The organism is Phyllobacterium sp. A18/5-2 (assembly GCF_025452215.1).
Classification (GTDB): domain Bacteria; phylum Pseudomonadota; class Alphaproteobacteria; order Rhizobiales; family Rhizobiaceae; genus Phyllobacterium; species Phyllobacterium sophorae.
The window spans coordinates 861,314-883,849 of record NZ_CP104967.1 but is presented as its reverse complement, the minus strand read 5'-3'; the positions used below and the strand labels follow the sequence as shown (position 1 = coordinate 883,849).

Here is a 22,536-nt window from a genome sequence, read left to right as displayed (position 1 = left end):
CATTCACGTCACAATGATATTTTACTCAAGGATTCTCGACGATCATCAGCATATGATGACCGTTCAGATTGATCGTCATTTCATAGTGCTCATCGCGATCCATATCGACCTCAACCAAGGTCTGCTCCAGTTCGGCCGTTCCCTCGTGACAGATCCGGATCGGCAGAGGCTCTGCAGCAGCCTGGTCGCCATAGACGTCCTCGAACCTTTGCTCCAAAGTGTCGATAACGTCTTCGAAGATCTCGTACTGCGACATCTCGATGCGATCGCCGACCATGAAGTCAAGGATCTGGTGAATGACCTTGGCGCTGGAGCTTCCCTCTGGAATGTGGAACTCGAACGTGTCCGCGCCCCCGCCCCCCTCGAGAATCACAGCATTGGTTCCAACGACGACATGGTCGTCGCCGCTCCCGGTCACGACTTTTTCAAATCCGCTGACAAGGTCCTGACCAATGTCGAAGCCAGTTGCTGCGCCGGTATCGAGGTCGACAAGCACCCCGAGCGCCGATTGCGAATAATCGAGCGTATCGGATCCAGCCTGACCCGCATATATGTCATCGCTGCCATCAGCAGCAGCTTGAACGATATCGTCGCCGCTTCCGCCCTCAACGCAATCGGATCCTTCGCCATCGGCAATTACGTCATTGCCCGCCCCGCCCGATAATGTGTCGCTACCACTGCCGCCGGAAATGGTATCATTGCCCCCATTCCCGAAGATGCTTTCGCTGGCCGTGCTGCCGCTGATTTCGTCGGCGCCCTCACCCGTCTTGATCACCTCGAAATTCGAAACGCTGTCAGTGCCGATTTCCGCGCCGCTGGCATTGGCGGCCACAAGGTCGATGACGACCGCCATGAGGGCTGCTGAATAGTCAAGTGTATCGATGCCTGCGCCGCCATCATAATTGTCGGTGGCCTGATCAAGGTCCCCGACGACGGTGTCGCTTCCGGCGCCGCCCTCAACCGTGTCTGCATCATCGCCGCCCGACAGATGATCACTGCCCTCGCCACCGAACAGGCTGTCATCGCCGCCAGCACCCGCGATCAGATCATCGCCGCTGTTGCCGTGGATCTCCTCAGCCTCGGCACTGCCCTGAACGTCGTCATTGCCCGCCCCGGCCTTAAGAATTTCAAAGCTCGAAATCGTATCGTGTCCGATTTCCGTGCCGTTCGCGGTACCGGCCTCGAGATCTATGGTCGTGCCGTGCAATACCGCCGAATAATCGAGCGTGTCGGTTTGGCTGCCGCCATCATAACGGTCAGCCGCCTGATCCGCGTCGCCCGCAACAATGTCCGTTCCCTCGCCGCCCTTCACAACATCTCCCCCGGCACCGCCGCTGAGGAAATCGTCGTCTCCGCCGCCATCAAGAACATCGGCACCGGCCTGGCCGAGGATTATATCGTTGCCGCCGCCGCCTTCCAGCCGGTCATTGCCGGCATCGCCATGGATCGTATCTCGCCCGAGATCGCCTGCCACGGTGTCATTGCCTTCGCCACCGAACAACAAATCGTCATCATTGCCGCCGCTGATGATATCGTCGCCGCTTTCGCCGAAGATCGTGTCACGGCCTTCGTCGCCGAACAGCCGGTCATTGCCGCTGCCGCCCCAGACCTGATCATCGCCAAGGCCGGCAAGAACAATGTCGTCGCCAGCGCCTGCGAGAATGATGTCATTGCCGCTGCCGGCAACGATATGATCATTACCATTACCGCCATTGACCGTGTCGTTGCCGCTGCGGCTGTCGATATTGTCATTGCCGTCACGCCCGTCGATGTCATCGGCGCAGTTGGTTCCAACGAGGATATCGTCGCCTTGGGTGCCGATGATCGGCGGTGTCTTGAGCACCGAAAACTGAGCGGTCTGCAGTATCGACACCTTGCCATCGCTGATTTGATAGGTGACGGTCACCGGACCGAGCATCGCCGCGTCGAAATACCAGCCGCTTTCGGTCTGTATCAGCGTTCCGGACGATACGCTGATATTCTGGATGCTAAGCGCATCGCCGTCTGGGTCCGATGCACCACGCAGCAGATCGGAAAGGCCGATCAGTGCGACTGCGCAGCCAAAGACATCGGCGAGATAGACCGGTCCATTCACCCGCGGAGCACGATTGACGGCTTTCTCTTCATCCGTATCATCATCGTCATCCACCTCTAAATCGGGATCGTCGCGCGCATCGAGGTCATACACAGGTGCAGCCTGGGGGTTTGAACCACCGCCACCGCCCTGGGCCATCTTGGTTACGTTGCCACCGCGCCAGGCATTGTCGTTTGCCGCATGAAAGGAGAACGACATGCCGCCGAAGGTCTTCAGGAGGGCCGAATGAGGCAGGTTGAGCTTTTGAAACTCGATCATGGGTGAATCGGAAAGTTCGTATCGCCAGTCTCCGCTCGCGACCAATCGGCCACCGGAACCCGGATTCTCTCTTGCTTGTTCTTCGATCTCCGCCATCACCTCGGGGGCGCTTGCGGCCGCGACCTCAGGCGATCCGGACTGCTCTGGCGCTTGAGACTTGGCTTCTTCTTCCGGCTCGTCACTGCCGAGCCGCGGGAATGCGCTTTTCAGATAAAGCGCTAGCCCGGTGAGAAACACCGTAAAGAACAGCGGCGCATTGGAGCGCTTGTCCTGGCTCTTCAGAACATAATGCTCGTGCGACTCATCCGTTTCAGGCTTGGCCGATTTGGTACCTTTGACATCGATCATCATGCTGAAACCCTCGATGTGACACGCGGCGCATTTTGGGCGGCAGGCGCGGGTCTGTTGACTGTTTCTGCGGGTGCGGACGACTTGAGAATCTCGTCCTTCGGTCCGAAAGCCACCATCTTACCGTTCTGGATGACGGCCACCATATCGACTGCAGCAAGAGCGCTTGGCCGATGGGCGATGACGATAGCAATGCCGCCGCGTTCACGGATCGCCTTGATTGTCTGTGTCAGCGCCATCTCCCCCTCGCCGTCGAGGTTGGAATTGGGTTCATCCATGATGACAATGAAAGGATTCCGATAAAGGGCGCGTGCAAGCCCAATGCGCTGGCGCTGCCCGGCCGACAAAGACGCACCCTGAGGACCCAGCGCCGTGCGGTAACCCTCCGACATGCGCACGATCATTTCGTGGATACCGGTGATCTGCGCGGCCTCGACGATGGCGCGAGCATCGACCTTGGGTTCGAGACGCGAGATGTTTTCTTCGACCGTTGCGTCCAACAACGCCACATCCTGTGGGAGATAGCCCATGTGCTGGCCAAGTTTGCTGTCGGACCACTGAGTGAGCTCCGCATCATCCAGTCGCACGCTGCCGCGCAATGTCGGCCAAATCCCGGTCAGGGCACGCGCAAGTGTCGTCTTGCCGCCACCGCTCGGCCCAATGATTCCAAGTGCTTGACCCGCCTTGATCTCGAAGCTGACATCGCTCAGAAGCACGCGGCCGGACCCTGGTGCGGCAACTGTAATTTTCTCGACTTTCAGTGAGCCCACCGGCGCCGGCAGGTCCATCGGTGCCTCAATAGAAGACAACGCTACGACAGTTTCCTTGAGCCTGTTGAACGCCGTGCGCGCCGCCACGACGCTCTTCCAGTTGCCGATTGCAAGATCGACGGGAGCAAGCGCCCGGGCCGAAGCGACCGACGCCGCAATAATAGCGCCGGCCGACAACTCACCCTGGATCGTAAGCCATGCGCCAAGACCAAGAACGGCCGATTGCAGGATCATGCGAAGCACGCGAGAGATCGCCCCAAATGTTCCGCTGATGTCGTTTGTGCGGGTCTGAAGTTCGAGGTGTTCCTGATTGGCGCTGTTGAAGCGGTCGACCGCACGTCCGGCAAAGCCCATCGCCTTCAGGATATCGGCATTGCGGGCGTTCGAATCGGCGATAGCATTGCGGGCGATCGCCGCCTGGTGGGTCGCACTGGCCAGGCGGCGGGTCATCAGTTCTGTCGCAATCGTCAGCATGGACAGGATGAATGCGCCGCCAAAGGTCAATGCGCCGAGATAGGGATGAAGCATATAGACGAAGATGAGATAGAGCGGCATCCAGGGCAGATCGAACAGGGCCACTGGCCCCTGGCTACCTAGAAAGCCGCGCACCGTATCGACATCGCGACCCCGCTCCAGCGCCTCAGCGGTGGAAAAGCCAAAGCGGGGCATGTCGATTGCGACCTGATGGGCCATCGGCGCGATCTTGGCGTCGAGACGCGCTCCGATGCGCACCAGCACCTGCGAACGAATAATGTCAAAAAACCCCTGGAACAGATAAAGGCCAATAGCCAGCGCCGACAAGGCCAGAAGCGTTGGAACGCTGCCGCTGGTTAAGGCGCGATCGTAGATCTGCAACATATAAAACGAACCGGTCAGCGCCAAAATGTTGATAACGCCGGAGGTGGTGAAGAGAAAAACGAACATTCCGCGAAAGCCCTGAGTCAGCTTCTCTGCGTTTTTCCGTTTGGTGCCCGTCAAAGGTTGTTTAGGCCGCATTTTCTTTACCATTCTTGTTGTTGAGCTACCTGGCGCACCGGCAAGCTGCCGCACCCCGAAATGCTTCGCGATTACAAATTCAGATTCAGGTCCCTGAGGTCGTGTGTGCCCTTAAAGCTGAGACGGATCTCAGCTTTAAGCTCCCCGTCGACACTGCCATGGATAGTCGTGTAGTTGCCGTCAGGACGATTTTCGTAAGTAACGAGCCAACGGGCCGCACCGCTGGCAAAACCCATTGCCATCAGAAGCTCTGCATTGCGCGCGTTGGAAACGACGGTCCGATTGCGGGCGACGAAAGCACGATTGGTTGCCAATGTCAGACGCTGCGCCATCAACTCCGCTGCGATCGTTACAGTCGTCATGACAAGCGCACCGGCAAAGGCGATGCCGCCGAGACCCGGATGGAACATATACACAGCGATGAGATAGAAGGGCAGCCATGGCAGGTCGAACAATTTTCCCAGTCCTGCAGCGCCCGGAACGATAAGCACTGCTTCGACTTCGCTCCTTCGAACAAGCGCCTTGGCACAAGCGAAACCGAACCACGGCATATCGATCGCGGATTGAAATACTTTTGGCGCGATCCTGCCATTGAGCCTGTCACCTAAAGGGGCCAGCACATTGTCGCGAAAAAAAGCCTGCAACGGGTGAACACCAGACACTCTGGAGGTTACTTCAGTCGAAGGTCCGGTATCTTTCCCTGTCGTATTCGCCAAGAGGATTTTGGAACACATGATCGTCACCGTTCTTTTAAGAAGGGGCGGCGAGCCGGTGATGCCGGCTCGCCGCAGTTCCCCGGATTACAGATTGAAATCCGTGCTGGTGAGGTTGTGGTTGCCCTTGATGCTCAAGCGCAGCTCTGCCCCACTATCCCCATCGACACTGCCTTGAACGATCGTATAGTCGCCGTCCTCACGCGTTTCATGCGTGACAACCAGTTGCGCGGCACCACTTAAGGTCGACGCTGCAACCAGCGTGAAGGACTGGTTTCCTCCCGAACCATTATTGGCGTCGATACCGCTGACGTCGATCTTGTCTCCGGGCTGGAAGCCGGCAATCGTATCGCCATCCGCATCCCCGGCAGACAGAAAGCGGAACGTATCATTGCCGGCACCGCCATCGATGATATTGACGGCACTGCTTGCAGTGATCGTATCGTTGCCGGATCCGGTCACAACATTCTCGACATTCCACAGCGTGTCACTGCCCGATTGACTGCTCGATGCACTACCCCGGCCCGCAAAGCCCGTTCCGAGGTCGACGGTGAGGCTTGCAGTGATTGCAGCCATGTCGAGGGTGTCGATGCCGGCGTCACCGTAGTAGGTGTCGTCGCCATCGCCTGACGAGGCAACGAACATATCGTTGCCGTCGCCGCCATGGGCAGTGTCGTTGCCGGTACCGGCGTCGATCAGATCATTTCCGGCATCGCCGAAGATGCGGTCTGATCCAGCATCACCATAGAGCATGTCGTTGCCGTTCCCACCAAGGGCGTCGTCGTTTCCTGCTCCACCGAAAACCACATCATCGCCGCCTTCGGCACTGATGAAATCGTCGCCTTCATCGCCGCGGACGATATCGGCACCACCGGCGCCTAGAACCGTATCATTGCCGCCAAGCGCGATGATATTCTCGCTATTGGCAGTCCCGAGCAGGACATCTGCGTTGGCAGTGCCCACAACCGGAGCGCCAGGTGCGTTCGAGTTTGATCCCGGTGCCGGAGCATCGTCGTCATCATCATTGTCATGGCAAGAACCGCCGCCATTGTGATGATCGTCGCCCTCCTCCTCGTCATCGTCCTCACCCGGGTTCCCACCGATCTGCGGCATGCCATCGGGGGCAGTGAATGTGATGGTATGCTCGCTGCTGGTCAGGGTTGTGACCCCATTTTCGATCGTTGCTTCATAGTCTGCGACGGTTGCCCCGTTTGGCAGTTCGATCACGTCCTGGGGACGGAGTGTCCCGACGATGGTGTCGTTACCGCCGTTTGATCTGAACACAATGCGATGTGCCGAAGACAGGGCCGAGATATCGACCGTATCGTCGCCGGCATTCCCATCGATGGTGATGGTGTTGAAGTTGAGGCTGGTGAAGGGCGCGTTAAAGTTGCCGATGACCTGAATGGTGTCACCATTGCTCGTGCCGCCGTCCGGTGTGTTAGGATTGTTGCCATTGTTGGCGGTCGTGTTGAGCGTGTTGACAGTGATCTCCTCGATGTTGTCGAGTTCGGCGATCACCGTGGTGGTCCCTCCGACCGTCCGCGTGATGACGATCTCGGTATTGGCTCCAGCCACCACAATCCCCGCGGCAATGGCTGCTGCCCTCGCATAAATGCGGAATGTTTCGGTCGCATCGGCCCGTCCATTCAACACGAAGGTATCGGTTGCTCCAGCTCCACCGTCTATGACGTCGAAGCCATCCGTGTCGCCAGCGGCATTCCAGTTGACCGTATCGTTGCCAGTCCCGCCTAGCACGATGTCGTTGCCGGTGCCTGCTGTAATCGTATCGCCGCCGTCACCGGCGTCGATGTAATCGTTTCCCCCGCCGCCGTTGATGATAGTGCCGGCGGTGTCACCAACAATGATTTCACTCGCGCCACCGCCGTTGATGGTGCCGGTCACCCGAGTGACGTTCACCGTCGTTGTCGGATCGGTCAGCGTGCCATCACTGGCGACGTAATTGAAGCTGCCCCCCGCTAAGCCAGTGTCAGAAACCGTCACCGCAGTGGCTCCAAGCGTAGGAGCGTTCAGGCCGTTCTGGCCGCCAACTGATGTGATGGTCACCACCGATCCTTCAGGGTCCGTGTCGTTCGCCAGAAGCGCCGACCGGGCGATGGCGAAGTTCACGCCTGAAGCGACATTGGTGATTACGGTGTCCGTATTCCCGACCGGCGCATCGTTCGCGGGGACAACGTTGACCGTCGCCGTGGCGATGTTGCTGTTCAACAGGCCGTCGTTGACAGTCACCTGGAGAATCCGGGCGGCGGCATTCGGGTTGTCCGATGTGTTCGAATATCGCACTTGCTGGATCGCCGTCCGGTAGTTGGCGATCGAGGTCGTGCCGGTGAGGTTCAGAGTGAGCTGCCCGGCGACGGAAGAGTCGACCGATGCTGCAATCCCGCCTGGGAGCCCGCCAAATACCGACAGGACATCACCGGCGCTGGCATTGGTCAGAACGACTTGGGCCGAAGCCAGGGTCGTACCGTCATCGGTGATCGATACGCCGGAGGCAATTGCAACGCCAAGATTATTTTCAGTATAGGTGGTTTGGTAGTTGTTGCCCGGCGTGCCGGGAACGGTCGTGGTCGTGCTTGTCGTCGTTGCGATATTGAAGTTGTTGATCCGAACCTCTTCTCCCACTGTGCTGATCGCAGAGGAAACAAATCGGATAGCCGAATTCGGCCCTGCTCCCGTGAGGTTCAGGTTGAACGTACTCGACCCTGCACCAATGAAGCCTCCGGAGTTGTTATCGATCGTTTGCAATACGACGAAATTTCCAGGGGTGAATGACCCCGATGCTGAGTATTGCACCTGTACCGTCTCGCCGGCGTCGATACTGTTAAAGTTGTTCAACCGATCATAGTCAAAAGACAGAGTCGCCGTGGTCAGGCCGCTGAGATCGACCGTGCGTACTATCGACGCCCCGTCAGAGGTGGCGCCGCCGACGAAGCGAAGTTCGTTGGAGTTACCTGCATCGATCTGGATCTGGCCGGTGGTCACGCCGCCGCTGTCATTGGCCTCCACCCATGGCGTGGCTGCCCAGTTGACGGTGCCATTGCTGTTATTAAGCGCCGCCGTATCGAAGGTATCACGATAAGCCTGAGGGATGGATACCGTCGTCGTGCTCGTGACATCGCCGTGGAGATCCAGCGTCGGTGCCTGTAGCGAAATGTCCTGATCGGTAAAATCCAGGATCTCGATGTTGCGCAGAATGTCCGTGCCGTCGGTCGCAAGACCGCCGGTATGCGCCACGGTGATGGTTCCATCAGTGTTGAAGTCGATATCGTACTCAGCCCGTGCGCCGGAGAAAACCGCCCGATCGACATCGGCGATCCCGTCGCTGTCGGTTTGATCGTTGCTGTTCCGAATGGTGCGTACGATACCGAGCTGGGCCGGATTGATGGTACCGTTGAACATGCTGGTCGCGAGCGTCGTCATGCTTTTGTGCAAGGCGATTGGCGTTCCGGTGTGTTCGGGATCATTGGCTGCGAATACGCCGATCTGCACGTCGAGCCACTTGTCGCCATCAATGATGTCGTCGCCGGCATTGCCCGTGATCCGGTCGCTGCCGTCGCCGCCAAGGATGATGTCGCCGACGGCGAACGAGTTGACGCCTGCTCCCAAGATTTCCTGGAGACCGTTGATCAGAGCGATGCCCTGTGCGTCCAGCGCGCTTCCGTAGAAGCCTGTCGATCCGCCATCAGCCAGCGGCGCAAGTGATATCGCGTCCTCATTGGAACCGGCAAGAATGTCATTAAACCGTGTACCTGACAGTCCATTCACCGACTCAAACTCGTCCAGCGCCGCATTCCCCGGCAAAGTTGGGGCTTCGTCGAAGATGATCGGGATGGAGAGATCAGCGTTGACCGCCGAGACATTATCCTTGTAAGTCGTCCAGTCGAAGCCGGACATGCCCGCCATCTTGCCTCGGCCAGGGCTGCCGACAAAGATGTCGTCACCACCTTCGCCGATGAACTCGTCGAAGCCGCCATCACCGAGGAACACGTCATTTCCACGAATGCCGTCACGTGCGAAGATTTCGTCGAAATTATCGCCGGGTGCACCGTCGAATGTGCCTGTTTCGAGCCAATCATCGCCTTCATTGCCGAGCAGGCGCTCGGCGTTCTTATTGCCGAGGATGAAGTCGTTACCTTCGCCGCCAAAGACCTCCGAGCCCATATCGGTGCCCAAGACAATAAAGTCCTGTCCGGCACCAGCGAGCACGAGATCAAGTCCATTGCCGGCATTGACCACATCGTTGCCGTCGCCAGCCTTGATGTTGTCGTCGCCGCCGGCATCGCGGATGATATCGTCACCTGCGCCGGCATTGATAATATCGTTGCCAAACCCTCCTTCTAGCAGGTCGTTGCCACCATCACCGAACAACGTGTCGTCACCAATGCTGGCGATGATAATGTCATTTCCTTCGGTGCCGCCGAGCACGACGTGCTCGTCGCCGGTATAGCGCAGATAATTGTTGTCCAGGCCTACCGTTGCTGGATTGTTGCGGATGACGAGCGGAGTGAGGATGCCGCCGCCTGTTGGATCGGCGCCGAGATTGTCCGCGGCTTCGTTGACGCCGGTGGTGAGAGGGTCGTCGAGGAGGATGCCATCGGCACCAGCGGTTTCGCCCAAGCCTTCATTGTATTGCCTTGTCCGGTCGACCTCGAGAATGAGGCCGGGTGTCGAGAAAACGTCGGAGGGCAGATGCGTCGCGTCGGTATTGCGCATGATCAGCGACGCGAAGGAATTGCCTTCCATTTCGCTGAACAGATGCAGACCGTCGAGTCGCTGAAGATAATAGAAGCGATCGCCGTTCTGGAGTTTTTCCATCTGCGTCTCAAAGACGAAGTTGAAGGTCGAGCCCAGCATGCCGCCAAAAGGCATGTTTTCTTCGGCAAGGCCGCCAATCCAGAGATCGACGTTCTCGAGGCCACCAAGTGCGCCTCCAGCATAGGCGCCGGTGGCATTGAGGAAATCCACTGCGTCCGCCGGAACGACGAACCCGGGAACGAGGGCGAACTTGCCGACAGCGATGCCGGTAATCAGCGTCAGTGCTGCGTCGCGTTTACCTTCAATCGTGGTTTCGCCTGTGATCAGCGAGTGCGTGCCATAGGCAGCAATAAAGTTGATGATCGAAGCTTCATTCTTGAGGTGACCGGCGAAATCGACCCAGCTCTCATAGGGCTTGAGCAGGGATTCTTCATTGGTCGCCTCGTAGAACTCACGTCTCGTTGCGTTCAAGGATGGCACGCCGGTATCTCGGCCGCGGGCAAGGTTGATGGTTGCCAGGTCGAGTGGCAGACCAAGAAGATTGTTGCGAAGGGCACTGGTGACGAACTCGTCGATCTGGTTGCCCACTTGCCGCGTCATGCCCCGGATGATGGCGCCGGCCGCGATGTTGGCATCGACGACAGCACCAGTGCCGTTGGTCTCGAACTGAAGCGGGTTAAGGAAACCCTCGATCAGACCGATATCGTTATCTGTAAACGTTGGATCGAAACGATCGATGGTTTCAGTCAGCATCGAGTGGCCGAAGCGATAGACCACATGAGCGAACTCGGCCACGATGTCGGGATTGATGGTGACATCGTACCCGTCGGGGACAAGGAAGACGTTGATATTGGGCTGAATCTTACGGGCGAATTCCTCGAACACCAGATGCTGATACTGCATTTCAGTACCGAACTTGGCTGCTTGGAAAAGGCGTTCGCCATCCCATGCAAGCGCCGCTGCTTCAGCCGGAGTTTCGGGAACCGACGACACGTCGTTGATCAGCCATTCATTGAGAAAGGCGGTTGCTTCTGCCTGTGACGCTCCGTTGGCGAGCATCGTTGCGGCATCGGCAAGGGTGACGGCCTTTGTGTGCTCGACCAGCCGGTTGTGTTCGGAGTGGAACACGTGGTGGACGGCGGTCAAGCCGATATTTTCGTTGGCGCGGCCGTCACCGGCGATGAAGTGGGCATCGAGAAGCTCGTTGTCGTATTGCCCGTTAGTCGGGGAGTTGTCGGGATTGCCCAGACCAATTTCGATGTCGCCATCAGCCAGTCCTGTCGGCACGGCGCTGTGGGCGATGTCGGCAAGGAAGGCGTGTCCGGTACGAACGGCGCCAGCCGTGAGAACGCCGAGCCCGCCATTGGCGGTTGGATCACCCTCGACGAGGGTGAATGTACCTGGCGTCGCCCCGGGGAACACCATTTGTGGATACCCATTTGGGCCAGGAATGAAATTGCCATATTCGTCAGCCGCGAGCAGTGGGATATTGCCGACGTCGGAATCGATCAGCTGGATGCCAAGCAGATTTCTCGCTTGAACTTTAACGTCGGCCCAGGTGGCCATGCCGCCATTAGCTCCTTCGATGAGCTTGCCGGTTGATACTGGATCGCCCGCAGCATTCAACGTGTACCCACGCAGAAACACCTGGTGCGAGGAGTGTGATGTGTAGGTCTGGTTCTGGTCGACGAACGGGGTCGTGGTATTGACAGGACGAACGTCGTCAGCGGTGCCCATGATATTGTCTGCGCCAGCAGAAACGGTGGCGCGCGTCAGCACCATAAAGTTGGTCGGGCTGGTGGGATCGTACAACGGATCATCCGGCATCAGCGGAATGAATACCGTGCCGCTACCACCCTTATTGACGAGGTCAAGGCCGTGATCGAAGAACTGGCCGAACAACGTGAACCATGAGTTGAATGGCGCCGACAGACCTTCATCGGGCGCGACATTCGGAATCGAGACGTTGGAGCCCTCAAGAACGATTCCGTTGGCATCGAGCAATGCCACGAGAGCATCGTCTGCAGCATCAAGGGCTGACTGCGCTGCCGTGACGTCTGCTTGCGCAGCCGCTGCGGCAGCTTGAAGAGCCGCATTATTGGGGCTGGCCGCCGCCGCAGCCGAGGCGTTAGCGAAAGCGCGCTGGGCATCACCGAGATCTTCGAACAGCGGTTTAACCGGCGCGTACGCAGCCGATATCTGCGCCGTCACCGTCATCTGATTCTCGGGGGCCACGATGCCGGCACGCTGCAGGGCCGTCAGGATTGCCGACGGATTGCCGAGCGTCTGGTCGACGATAAGGTTGGAAATGGTGCGCAGTGCCGGATCAACGACAACCGAGTTGGGATCGTTCGATGGATTGTAGTTCAACGCGGTTGGGATCGCTGGAGCCGGGCCAGGGCCGTCCATGTCGAGAGGCGTGCCGTCGGCAGGCCTGAAATCCGTGCCCAGTCCTTCCGGGAATGGTTGGTCCGACGATCCCCATGTGGGATGCAGCAGGTTGTTGTAGCTGCCATCGACGGTGCGTAGGCCCCAAGCCAGATTATAGGTGGGAATCAGACCACCCGGCCCATAAAGAGGTTGCCCTGCAGCATGAGACTCCGCAATCTTGATTTGCGCCAGGATGAAGTCGAGATCCGAACGAATGTAGCTGACCATGTTACTCTCCCATTAAACCCACAAGAAATCGCCACGCCGGGCGATTTTTCCGCTTTACGTCTGCTCATGCCGACGCGTTTCCTTTGACCCTGAACCTGGCTTCTCTTGACCGGCCCCAGAACAAAGGGGCAAAGGTTCAAAATAACTTCGGCACGAGTTTCGATGGTTGGATATTGTCGGCAGGGCGCAACGTTAGATAGTTCGGAAGGTCACATCACGTGCGAGTACCTAGGTCACGGGTGGGATTAGGACCTAAGTCTCTAAGAACCCGTGGCAAATTGGGTGGCAGCCGGGGTTTTGCACAGTATGAATTCTCCAGGCTAGAAACACCCAGTTGTCGGGTCGTGCTTATCGAAAGGTCGCGGTGCGATCGAGCGTGCGTAGTTTTTTGGTCACCGTGACATCCCCAGTAAGGCCATACGCGACGCCGTCCTACGTCGCAGCCACCGCACCCGAGGACTGGACCTTCATCGGCTACGACGAGATCCATGACCGGAGCGCCACAGCAGATGCGTCTCGTCGAGCTGGCGGCGGGACGACGGATCGCAATCAGGTCATCGGTGCTTGAATTTCAGGTGGCCGCTGCGAGACAAGGAGGGGGCCTCGCGATGCTGCCGGACTTTGCACTCCGACCATCGGCGACATCGTGCGCCTCGGCGACGACCATGCGCTGGAACGGGAAGTCTGGCTCGTGGTCCACACGGATGTCAAAGACGTTCCCGTCATACGGGCAGTGGTCGACGCGATTAAAAATGCGTTCGACGAAGAACGGTCATCTTCACGAATGTAGTGAATGTGGCGCCGCGACAACGTAGATGAAGGCGCTTCCACATTCTCGTCAACCGGTCGAGACGACTAGACCGAACTCGCGACCAGCAATTTCAAATGAAGCCCTGCAAATTGCATCCTGATTTCGGCGTTTTTCAAAATCGCCAACGGTGGACAAACGTTCCTTTGAAAATGCCGATAATAGGGGATTTTGGCCAATTTTGATTGGTGCCCGGAGATCTACAATGCCTCCTACCAGCAGGTGGCAACGTCTTTTTGCCCATGCACGCGGCTTCGTGCGTACTGGCGATCAAGGATGTTCGGCTCATGGTGCTAGTGTTGGGCGTGACCCAGGCAATACTCATTAGGGACAATCATGCATGCCACGGCGCACCATTCTGACCGAGCGACAGCCCGAAATGCTGTTCGCTTGGGTAGAGAGGCAAACTGCCCCCGTGCTGCGCCTTGATGGAACCCGAGAGCCGCAGGCTCTTGTATCCAGCGTGTTGGCCAGTCAATAAAGCCACGATGCATCGGACTTTTTGTCCCCAGCGACGGCATGTACCGAGTTTGAAATCGCGCTTTTGGTGGTTGCCTTTGTCTCCTGGTGGGAGACGGTGGGCAGATATCTGTCGGTTGGCGTATTCACGCTGCGGCCTAAGCGGCAGCTGTTGCATTGGAGGTTGTTTCATCCCTCGCCTTGAAGGGAGGCGAACCGGAGACTCTCTCAACGCGGTTTTCTGAGTGCGGTTCCAGTCAAGCCATTATGCGATTTTCGAAGCACATACCGAGAACTTCAAGGGCGGTTTAGTGCTCAAAAGTGGCGACGATGGATGGGGATAAACGTTCATTTGAAAACGCCGATAGCCGCTTTTTTGATTGGTTGAGGCATGCCGTTTGAACAAGGGCTCATCTCGAAAGTTGTATAGCCGACATTACCTGGCAAGTGGACGATCGCTCGCGGGAGCAGTCAAAGGCAAATTTCGGGTCTTGGGATAACGGCCTGCGCAATGCGTGGTTACCCTCTTCCGGAAAACGCCAGATAAACGATATAGGGAGGTTATCATGATCAGGCTCCGGTCAGGTCTGTTTTCCATGCTGCTGCTAGGCTTGGCAATCTCACCTGCGACAGCAGAGGACGTTTGGTCACTCGATGGGTTCAAGGCTCCTGAGAGCGTGCTTTTCGATGCCAAGCGGAGCATCTTCTACGTCACCAATATTGCTGGCGAGCCCACGGGCAAGGACGGTGTCGGATACCTTTCAAAGGTCTCGCCGGACGGAAAGTTGCAGACGGCCGAGTGGGTGACCAGCTTCGATGCGCCCAAGGGATTGGTGATGAAAGGTGACACACTTTTCGTCACCGACACGGCAGGCTGGCAAAACAACCCTTGTTCGCCAATTTTCACACAGCGAAAGGCCCTATTCTTAAATCAAATCTCGTCTAATTTAAAGTCTGCATCCGTCCAATTTAAACTATCGCCCCGACCATCCTTCACGACGCAGCAACAGTCCAATTGGATGAAAAGTAAGTCGGGATTTGTTCCAATCACACCGTTCGCGGAGGGCCCTGAACATTAAAGGGCACCTATATATACGGTAGCAGGATCAAAAGGCGAACATGGCCTCAGGGCGATCTACCTGTGCCTCACGGGGAAGATCGCACTAGGGTTGAGAGCATACGCTGCACCCGATGGCTCTCGTCACGGGACTATTGCTTGAGTAGCGATAGGTCGAAGTCAGGCAGTCAGAGGCGATTGGCACGAGTTTTTGCTGAGTGGCTCATTCGCGAAATGTAATTAAGAGGGCTTTTGAGGAATACGATGGGGATCGGCACCCTCTCCCCGCCTCGTCCTCTAAGCAAATGTGCTTGCCGCTTCTACGACCGCAAAGCGCCGATAGTTGCTTGTCGTGATGTGCTCAGGACTTTGTTCAAAACCGATGGCTGTTGATAAACGTTCCTTTGAAAAGGCCGATAATAGACGAATTTCCGTCGAATCCGATTGGCGCCGAAATGGCTACAATCGCTGCATCCGTTGGTAAAATCCGTTCATTCCGTGGAATATTGTCGTGGTCCCCAGCAGCAGTGTAGGCTCATTTTCCTCATATCGCCTTTAAGAGCGAAGCGACGGTCGCAGATATTGAAAATTCGAGTCATTTGTCCTAAATTTTCGCCATCCAGACAATCTTGACTGCCAGCCCACGACTTTCGTCGGGGCAGATCTGTTGTTCTTTAAGGGAGTGACGATCATGGGAGAACCGACGCTGCAGACCCAGAACAAGAAAGCCGCTTCGCCGGAACTGTTGCGGCACATAAAGGCACAAGTGCCCACAAGGAGTTCTGAACCCAGTCGCTGTCCGAGATTTTACGGCGCGTCAAAGGCGGATGCATGCTCCATCGTTACCGGTCATCAAAAGCGTATCATTAACTGAGCGAGCAGCCGAATACACCGGAGGGTCGTTGTTCAGATCTGCGCCGCCGTATCACGAGTCTTATGCGATGCGCGCCTTCCTGTCCGGAGTTTCACGGGGCCTGCAACCCAGAATACCACGGGCAGTCTGTCTGAGCTGCCATGAACCAAGATCGCTATATCGGGCCGAAATAGGAGGCAACGAACACGTAAAGTAGGATAGATCGCCATGGATCATCAGGACCCACGAAAGAAATGTAGCCCCTGGAGCGCCGGCATGGACATGGAGCTGGCGTTACGGAGGGCGACATCCCTGGCTCCAGATCAGGCTGGCGTGACGACTTGGAGGATCAGCCCATGGCATTGGCGCCCCACCGCCTTAGTCGCTATGAGCACCAACAAAAAGGAAACCGGGGGGCGAAAGGGAGCCGAGACAGCCGCCAAAAGTCCGTGGGCGCGTGGTAAGGGCCTCGTGCGGGAGATAAAATTATCTGATCAGCATTCCTAAATGGGCACCCCGAGACTTTATCCGGTTGCTATGAAAGCAACACGTCCGTCGGCCGCTTAGCCGGCAAGCAACGCGGTGGCCAAGTCGCAGTGAATGCCAGAATATGCCATTCCTTCAGTTACTTGAAACTTGTCTATGAGAAAACTACCTCTTTGGGCAAAGCGTGTTTGCACGTGAACTGTGGTCAAGCTTCAAGGATGGAGGTTGTCATGGCTTACAATCTAATGGAAGGAAAACGCGGCCAGGATATGGCCAATCTGGTCCTTGCCGTGTGTCTGATGGTCTCACCATGGGTGATTGGTTTCGCAATGGAAACGGCGCCCGCATGGAACGCCTGGGTTGTTGGTGCCGCTCTTGCTGTTCTGGCCGCCGCGACGCTCTCGGAGTTTGCGGCGTGGGAGGAATGGGCCAACATGGCACTCGGCTTCTGGCTGGTGATCTCGCCGTGGGTGCTGGCCTTTACCGCGAATGTGAATGCGATGCGGACGCATGTCGTGATCGGCATCCTTGTCGCGGTCCTGTCGGCGTGGGCGCTTTGGGCCTATCGACAAGGTCCACAGGCGCATGCATGACGCAGTTGTCTGAAAGCGAGCCCGCCGCGGCTGCGGCGGGCTCAACTGGTGATCTTGATGTTCCCTAGAATTTCGACCTCATTCCCGCGGCGGGTAATTGACCGACCACAGTCTGCGGTTCGGTTTCAGGTTCGGCGAGTGTGGGCTCGGTCGTTCTGCACCACGTAATAGATATTGTGTCTCACAGCAAAGCGGCCGCCGCTTCTCTTGTGGGAAAGCGCAGCTCAAGTTGCGTCAGCCGCCGGTAGCCCATCAAAGCTTCGATGAATGGCGGTGTGCGGCCCTCGAAGGTCAGGCAGCCAAGGCCTAGCTCTCATCACCCTTTTAATCAGGGATACTGACCCTGGGTGCATCCGCATGGATGCACCCGGCGATCATGCTTTTGGCTCAAGGATCACTTTTCGCTGCTGATGGCGATACGCTTGGCGTTGGCCTGCGCTTTTTCTGTCTTCGGCAAAGTTATGGTCAGGAGGCCGTTCTTGAAGGTCGCGGCGACCTTGTCCTCGTCGATCTCCCGGCCAAGGCCGATGCGCCGTTCGAAGCGTCCATGGTAACGCTCACTGAACTGCCGGTCCTTGTCCTCGACTTCCGATTTCTTCTCGCCGCGAAGCGTCAGTACGCCGTCTTCCAGAAGAACCTCGACGTCTTTTTCCTCGAGGCCAGGCACCTCGGCCATGACCCTGATTTCCCTGTCATTCTCCGAGAATTCGACGCGCGGCCAAGTCCCGTTGCGCGGCGCCATTTCGTTGAATAGCGAGGGGGCACCAAAGCCGCGAAAAACCTCATCGAACAGTTTGTTGACGTCGCGGTGTAGTGACAGGAATGGATCAATGCCGCCTTCGCGATAGAGGCTCGGAACCTGGTTGTTGCCGCGGTTCCATGGAATAAGATCACGTACGCTCATGGTCTTGTCTCCTTTCATCTTTCTGCAATGCGAGCGCACCGGCTCCATTGGGGACGGTGGCCGCTCGCTGGTCAGTTTTTCATCAGGCGGCGACGTCGCCTTCGATCCGCTTTGATGCCGACTTCTTGCCACCGTGCGCGTTGATGGCGATGCGGCGTGGTTTCATCTCCTCAGGGATTTCCTTCTTCAGATCGATGACAAGCAGGCCGTTTTCCAGCTTCGCACTTGTAACACTGACATAGTCGGCAAGTTCGAAGCGGCGCACAAACTGGCGCAGAGCCAGGCCGTGATGAAGGTATTGCATTTCCTCGCCTTGCGACTTCGCGCCATTGATCACGAGGAGATTGGGCTCATGCGTGATCGTCAGCTCGTCGTCGGTAAAGCCGGCCACCGCGAGCATGATGCGATAGCTGTCCTCGCCGAACTTCAAGATATCGTAGGGCGGCCAGTCGCCGGCGGTTGGGGGCGGACTGGCGTTTTCAAGCAGATTGAAAATGCGATCGAAGCCAATGCTCGACCTGTAGAAGGGGGAAAAGTCGGTGTTGTTTCTCATAGCCACATCCTCCTCTTAAGAGCAATATAGGTACGAGGAACGCCAAGAAGCTGGCGCTCCCTGACCGGTGCCCGCCCCTTGCGGCAGCAGGCGACAAAGAGGTGGATATCGCGTTCTGCTGCGTCAAGAGGCTGATGGCCGGGGCTGCGATTTTTTTGTTGGCCTCCAACGTTTGATGCAACGAGCGCGGCTCCTCAGCGTTCTTTTGCGTGGAAACGTGATTGCCGCCAAACCGCGATTGGCAGATAGCCCGGGAGGAACGAAAGATGGTTTTGACGCGTAAGGACGTGACTTCGGTGCTTGGTCCGGTAGACGAGATGACAATTGCAGAAATTGCTTCGACAGGGGCATCGCTTGAAGAACTGAGGGAGGCCTTGATTTGGCTGAACAACGACGAAGTGTTGATGGGAGAGAGAGGCCGTCTGCCCGCAAGTCGCGTCGCAGCCCTGATTGACCTTCTTGAGGCTGAGGCACTATGGGACGACCCTGTTACGACACTCCCGCCTCAATGAATAGTGATGGTTCGCGCACTCAAACGTCTGCTGCCCGATGCAGGGCCAGAACGCGTTCGCATCGTCGGACGACGACGATGTACTTCCGCAGTCGTCCATCGCCCCCACCCGCATCAAGAAAAGCCCTGCTGACATGTTATCATTTCTTGTCAATGTCCGTCACGCATCAAGTTTCTTCGGGCGTTGACGGTGTGGTGCGCGATCGCAATTGCCGTCAACTTCGCTCCGGATGTCGTCGAGCTGGCGCAGCGCATCCATGACGGCGTCGAAGGCAACCGGTTCCTCAGCGTTCGGCAGCTTGCGCAACGCCGGCATCGATCTCGACCGCGCAGGCGTCTGAAGCCCACGAGGCGAGGATGGCGCGTTTTTCCTGGACATCGAGCGTATCATCCCGGAGCACGTCTTCAGGATGGCTGAAATGCCGTGCCGGATGAAGCAGGCGGCCGATGGACGGATTAGGGCATTCGGGGGCGATCGAGGGGATAATCATCGAAAGGGTAGGTTCCATGGCGCTCCTCCGTTCGTAAAATCTCCTTGTGTTGGTGTCCTAGAAGCGGCCCGAAATCAGGCCTCTTTTCATAGCGAAATATTTTGGAATTTTCCCGAGAAATTTCAATCGCCCCGCTGACGGGCATACGAAACAGCTTCGTGAATTTCATGGCGCTCGTGCTTGAGCGTGCTGATTGAGGGAAATTTTCCCAAGTCTTCTTGAAACCGCATTCTTGCAAAACCAGATCGAAAGCGCGATGCCAAAGGGCTCGTGTGCTGAAACGGATGCACCTCGGGCGCGGGAAGGAATCTATATATTTTGTAAGGAGGACGCAATGACGTTCGGTGCATTGCACAACCGCATCGAAGCCAACCGAAGACAGCAGTCACTCAATCGATGTGGAGGTTGGACGCTGCAGGTTGCTGGCGAGGCGGCGTGGCACCATGTCTTATGGAAGTCCGGCCATGAATGACAGGGTCAAACTAGAGCAACAGATCGCCACAGATATGGAGGCGTTGCCGGAAGGCTTTGGACGGATCGATATCGAGGCTGTCGCAAGGTTTTACGCCGGGCGGTTTGTCCGCATTCCCTTCAACGACATTGTTGCGATGATGGTCCAGGAAGCTGAACGACGCGGGGTCCCGTACGCAAAGACCGGCCAGGAGATCTGAAAAGCATTGACCGCTTCGAGCATGACCTGACGTCAAGCGAGGGGATTATTCCAGCTGCTCCTACGCGGATGAAAGTTCTTTGAAATCTGGCAAAACTTCAACGGCCAGGCGATCGGTTCAGGAAGGATTCGTTGTGTGAATCCATGTCATTAGCACTCCTGCATGGCGAGTGCTAAAATTTTTTCGTCGCCCTCTTGAAATGCTCCATAGGTAAGACCAATTCGTAAGGCGCGCGATGCCGGAAAGGATTGCGCGACCCGCGCCGGACCCGCTTCGGTTGCGGCGCGGAGGAACCTCAAAATCTGTTTGTCTAAAGAGGAGAACGACATGACGTTCCGTCCATTGCATGACCGTATTCTGGTCCGCCGCATCGAGGCCGAAGAAAAGACCGCCGGCGGCATCATCATTCCCGACACTGCCAAGGAAAAGCCGCAGGAAGGCGAGGTTATTGCTACGGGTCCCGGCGCCCGCGACGAAAGCGGCCAATTGCAGCCGCTCGACGTCAAGGTCGGCGACCGCATCCTGTTCGGCAAATGGTCCGGCACCGAGATCAGGCTCAAGGGCGAGGATCTCCTGATCATGAAGGAGTCCGACGTCATGGGTGTGATTGAAGTCGAAACCGCGGCTAAAGAGGCGGCCTGATGTGCCTGAGAATTCGGGCAAACGTGCTGCCTAGAAAGGAGTAGAACAATGGCTGCCAAAGAAGTGAAATTCCATTCCGAGGCCCGCGAAAAAAATGTTGCGTGGCGTTGATATTCTGGCCAACGCCGTGAAGGTCACGCTCGGACCCAAGGGACGCAATGTCGTTATCGACAAGTCGTACGGCGCTCCACGCATCACCAAGGACGGCGTAACCGTGGCCAAAGAGATCGAGCTTGAGGACAAGTTCGAGAACATGGGCGCACAGATGGTGCGCGAGGTGGCGTCCAAGACCAGCGACATCGCTGGCGACGGTACGACGACGGCGACCGTCCTTGCCCAGGCGATTGTCAAGGAGGGTGCGAAGGCGGTGGCATCGGGTATGAACCCCATGGACCTGAAGCGCGGCATCGACAAGGCCGTCGATGCCGTGGTCGAGGACCTAAAGAAGAATGCCCGCAAGGTGACCCAGAATGGCGAGATCGCCCAGGTTGGCACCATCTCCGCCAATGGTGATGCCGAGATCGGGCGCTTCCTTGCCGAAGCCATGCAAAAAGTCGGCAACGAAGGCGTCATCACCGTTGAAGAGGCCAAGACCGCCGAGACCGAGCTCGAGGTCGTCGAAGGCATGCAGTTCGATCGCGGCTATCTTTCTCCCTATTTTGTAACCAACCAGGAGAAAATGCGTGTCGAGTTCGACGAACCCTATATCCTCATTCACGAGAAAAAACTCTCCAACCTGCAGGCACTCCTTCCCGTGCTGGAGGCCGTGGTCCAGTCAGGCAAGCCGGTGCTGATCATCGCCGAGGACGTCGAGGGCGAGGCCCTTGCCACGCTCGTCGTCAACAAGCTGCGTGGCGGTCTGAAGGTCGCAGCCGTCAAGGCGCCGGGGTTTGGTGACCGGCGCAAGGCGATGCTGGAAGACATCGCTATCCTCACTGGCGGCACTGCTGTCTCGGAGGATCTTGGCATCAAGCTTGAAACCGTCACCCTGGACATGCTGGGCAGGGCCAAGAAGGTGGTGATCGAGAAGGAAAACACCACGATTGTCGATGGCGCCGGCTCGAAGAACGAGATCCAGGGCCGCATAGTTCAGATCAGGGCACAGATCGGGGAAACCACCTCGGACTACGACCGTGAAAAGCTGCAGGAGCGTCTGGCAAAGCTCGCCGGCGGCGTGGCCGTCATCCGTGTCGGCGGCTCGACGGAGGTCGAGGTCAAGGAGCGCAAGGACCGTGTTGACGATGCCATGCACGCAACTCGAGCGGCAGTCGAGGAAGGTGTGCTGCCCGGGGGCGGTGTAGCATTGCTTCGTGCCGCCAAAGCGCTCGACGACGTCCGGTTCGACAATGCTGACCAGAAAACCGGCATCGAGATCGTGCGCCGCGCGATCGAAGCTCCGGTTCGCCAGATCGCCGAGAATGCCGGTGCCGAAGGCTCAATTATCGTCGGCAAGCTGCGCGAGGCCGCGGAGTTCGGCTTTGGCTGGAATGCCCAGACCGATGAGTTCGGTGATCTCTACAGCCAGGGTGTGATCGACCCGGCCAAGGTGGTACGCACCGCCCTGCAGGATGCGGCCTCGGTCGCCGGCCTGCTGGTGACCACCGAGGCGATGGTTGCCGAGAAGCCGAAGAAGGAAGCGCCAGCCCCTGCCGTGCCGGCAGGTGGCATGGACTTCTGACGGAAGGCTGCGCCCGCCAGGCGGGCGCAGCCGCCAAGCGCGAGGTGTGTGATGCCATGAAGAGATGGGTGGTGCCATGAATATGCTGAACATCGCCGAGTTCTCGCCGCCGCAGCGTCAGGCCTCGGATCTTTGCTACGAGACGGACCTCAAGGCTGTGCTCGACCCGATTCGATCTGCTCGATCAGACCAAAGCGGCAGGCTGGGATCGTCGCA

The 22,536-nt window shown here is 57.6% G+C and carries 12 protein-coding genes and 2 pseudogenes; 7 read left to right on the top strand and 7 right to left on the bottom strand.

Features of this window, described 5'->3' with window-relative positions:
• Window positions 1-25 precede the first annotated feature (25 nt).
• The 4 genes from N8E89_RS22805 to N8E89_RS22790 all read right to left on the bottom strand — a co-directional run bounded on the left by N8E89_RS22805 (window position 26) and on the right by N8E89_RS22790 (window position 12,614).
• Complete coding sequence (locus N8E89_RS22805; RefSeq protein WP_262262089.1) at window positions 26-2,704, bottom strand: cadherin-like domain-containing protein; 2,679 nt, start codon at window positions 2,702-2,704, stop codon at window positions 26-28.
• Complete coding sequence (locus tag N8E89_RS22800) at window positions 2,701-4,467, bottom strand: type I secretion system permease/ATPase (RefSeq protein WP_262262088.1); 1,767 nt, start codon at window positions 4,465-4,467, stop codon at window positions 2,701-2,703. The genes N8E89_RS22805 and N8E89_RS22800 overlap by 4 nt, the downstream gene beginning before the upstream one ends.
• Window positions 4,468-4,538: 71 nt before the next feature.
• On the bottom strand, window positions 4,539-5,111 hold the full coding sequence (locus N8E89_RS22795) for a type I secretion system permease/ATPase (protein ID WP_262262087.1): 573 nt from the start codon (window positions 5,109-5,111) through the stop codon (window positions 4,539-4,541).
• Between the two features lie 156 nt (window positions 5,112-5,267).
• Complete coding sequence (locus N8E89_RS22790) at window positions 5,268-12,614, bottom strand: peroxidase family protein (RefSeq protein ID WP_262262086.1); 7,347 nt, start codon at window positions 12,612-12,614, stop codon at window positions 5,268-5,270.
• A 418-nt stretch (window positions 12,615-13,032) separates the two neighbouring features.
• Between N8E89_RS22790 and N8E89_RS29495 the strand changes: the two are divergent.
• From N8E89_RS29495 to N8E89_RS22775, 3 genes and pseudogenes are all read left to right on the top strand, one after another.
• A pseudogene (locus tag N8E89_RS29495) lies at window positions 13,033-13,404 on the top strand (LysR substrate-binding domain-containing protein); the annotation flags it as partial.
• Between the two features lie 1,043 nt (window positions 13,405-14,447).
• A complete protein-coding gene (locus N8E89_RS22780; protein ID WP_262262082.1) occupies window positions 14,448-14,960 on the top strand; it encodes a hypothetical protein in 513 nt (170 codons plus the stop codon).
• 1,547 nt (window positions 14,961-16,507) lie between these two features.
• Window positions 16,508-16,870, top strand: coding sequence for an SPW repeat protein (locus N8E89_RS22775; RefSeq protein ID WP_262262081.1), 363 nt, complete (start codon window positions 16,508-16,510; stop codon window positions 16,868-16,870).
• A 394-nt stretch (window positions 16,871-17,264) separates the two neighbouring features.
• On the opposite strand, the gene N8E89_RS22770 is transcribed toward N8E89_RS22775, so the two are convergent.
• Both N8E89_RS22770 and N8E89_RS22765 read right to left on the bottom strand, forming a co-directional pair.
• Window positions 17,265-17,774, bottom strand: coding sequence for an Hsp20/alpha crystallin family protein (locus N8E89_RS22770; RefSeq protein ID WP_262262080.1), 510 nt, complete (start codon window positions 17,772-17,774; stop codon window positions 17,265-17,267).
• An 82-nt stretch (window positions 17,775-17,856) separates the two neighbouring features.
• On the bottom strand, window positions 17,857-18,327 hold the full coding sequence (locus N8E89_RS22765; protein ID WP_262262079.1) for an Hsp20 family protein: 471 nt from the start codon (window positions 18,325-18,327) through the stop codon (window positions 17,857-17,859).
• 266 nt (window positions 18,328-18,593) lie between these two features.
• Here N8E89_RS22765 and N8E89_RS22760 point away from each other — a divergent pair, with 266 nt between their 5' ends.
• Window positions 18,594-18,839, top strand: coding sequence for a hypothetical protein (locus N8E89_RS22760; RefSeq protein ID WP_262262078.1), 246 nt, complete (start codon window positions 18,594-18,596; stop codon window positions 18,837-18,839).
• A 283-nt stretch (window positions 18,840-19,122) separates the two neighbouring features.
• Here N8E89_RS22760 and N8E89_RS29490 read toward each other — a convergent pair whose 3' ends face one another.
• Window positions 19,123-19,347 carry a hypothetical protein gene (locus N8E89_RS29490; protein WP_410010397.1) on the bottom strand — a complete coding sequence of 75 codons (225 nt, stop codon included), beginning with the start codon at window positions 19,345-19,347 and terminating at the stop codon, window positions 19,123-19,125.
• Window positions 19,348-19,793: 446 nt separating this feature from the next.
• Here N8E89_RS29490 and N8E89_RS22750 point away from each other — a divergent pair, with 446 nt between their 5' ends.
• From N8E89_RS22750 to groL, 3 genes and pseudogenes are all read left to right on the top strand, one after another.
• Window positions 19,794-20,000 (top strand): hypothetical protein, encoded by a 207-nt coding sequence (locus tag N8E89_RS22750; RefSeq protein ID WP_262262077.1) that lies wholly within the window; start codon window positions 19,794-19,796, stop codon window positions 19,998-20,000.
• A 327-nt stretch (window positions 20,001-20,327) separates the two neighbouring features.
• Window positions 20,328-20,642 carry a co-chaperone GroES gene (locus N8E89_RS22745; RefSeq protein ID WP_262262076.1) on the top strand — a complete coding sequence of 105 codons (315 nt, stop codon included), beginning with the start codon at window positions 20,328-20,330 and terminating at the stop codon, window positions 20,640-20,642.
• 48 nt (window positions 20,643-20,690) lie between these two features.
• Window positions 20,691-22,320 (top strand): annotated as a pseudogene (gene groL, locus N8E89_RS22740) (chaperonin GroEL).
• Window positions 22,321-22,536 lie beyond the last annotated feature (216 nt).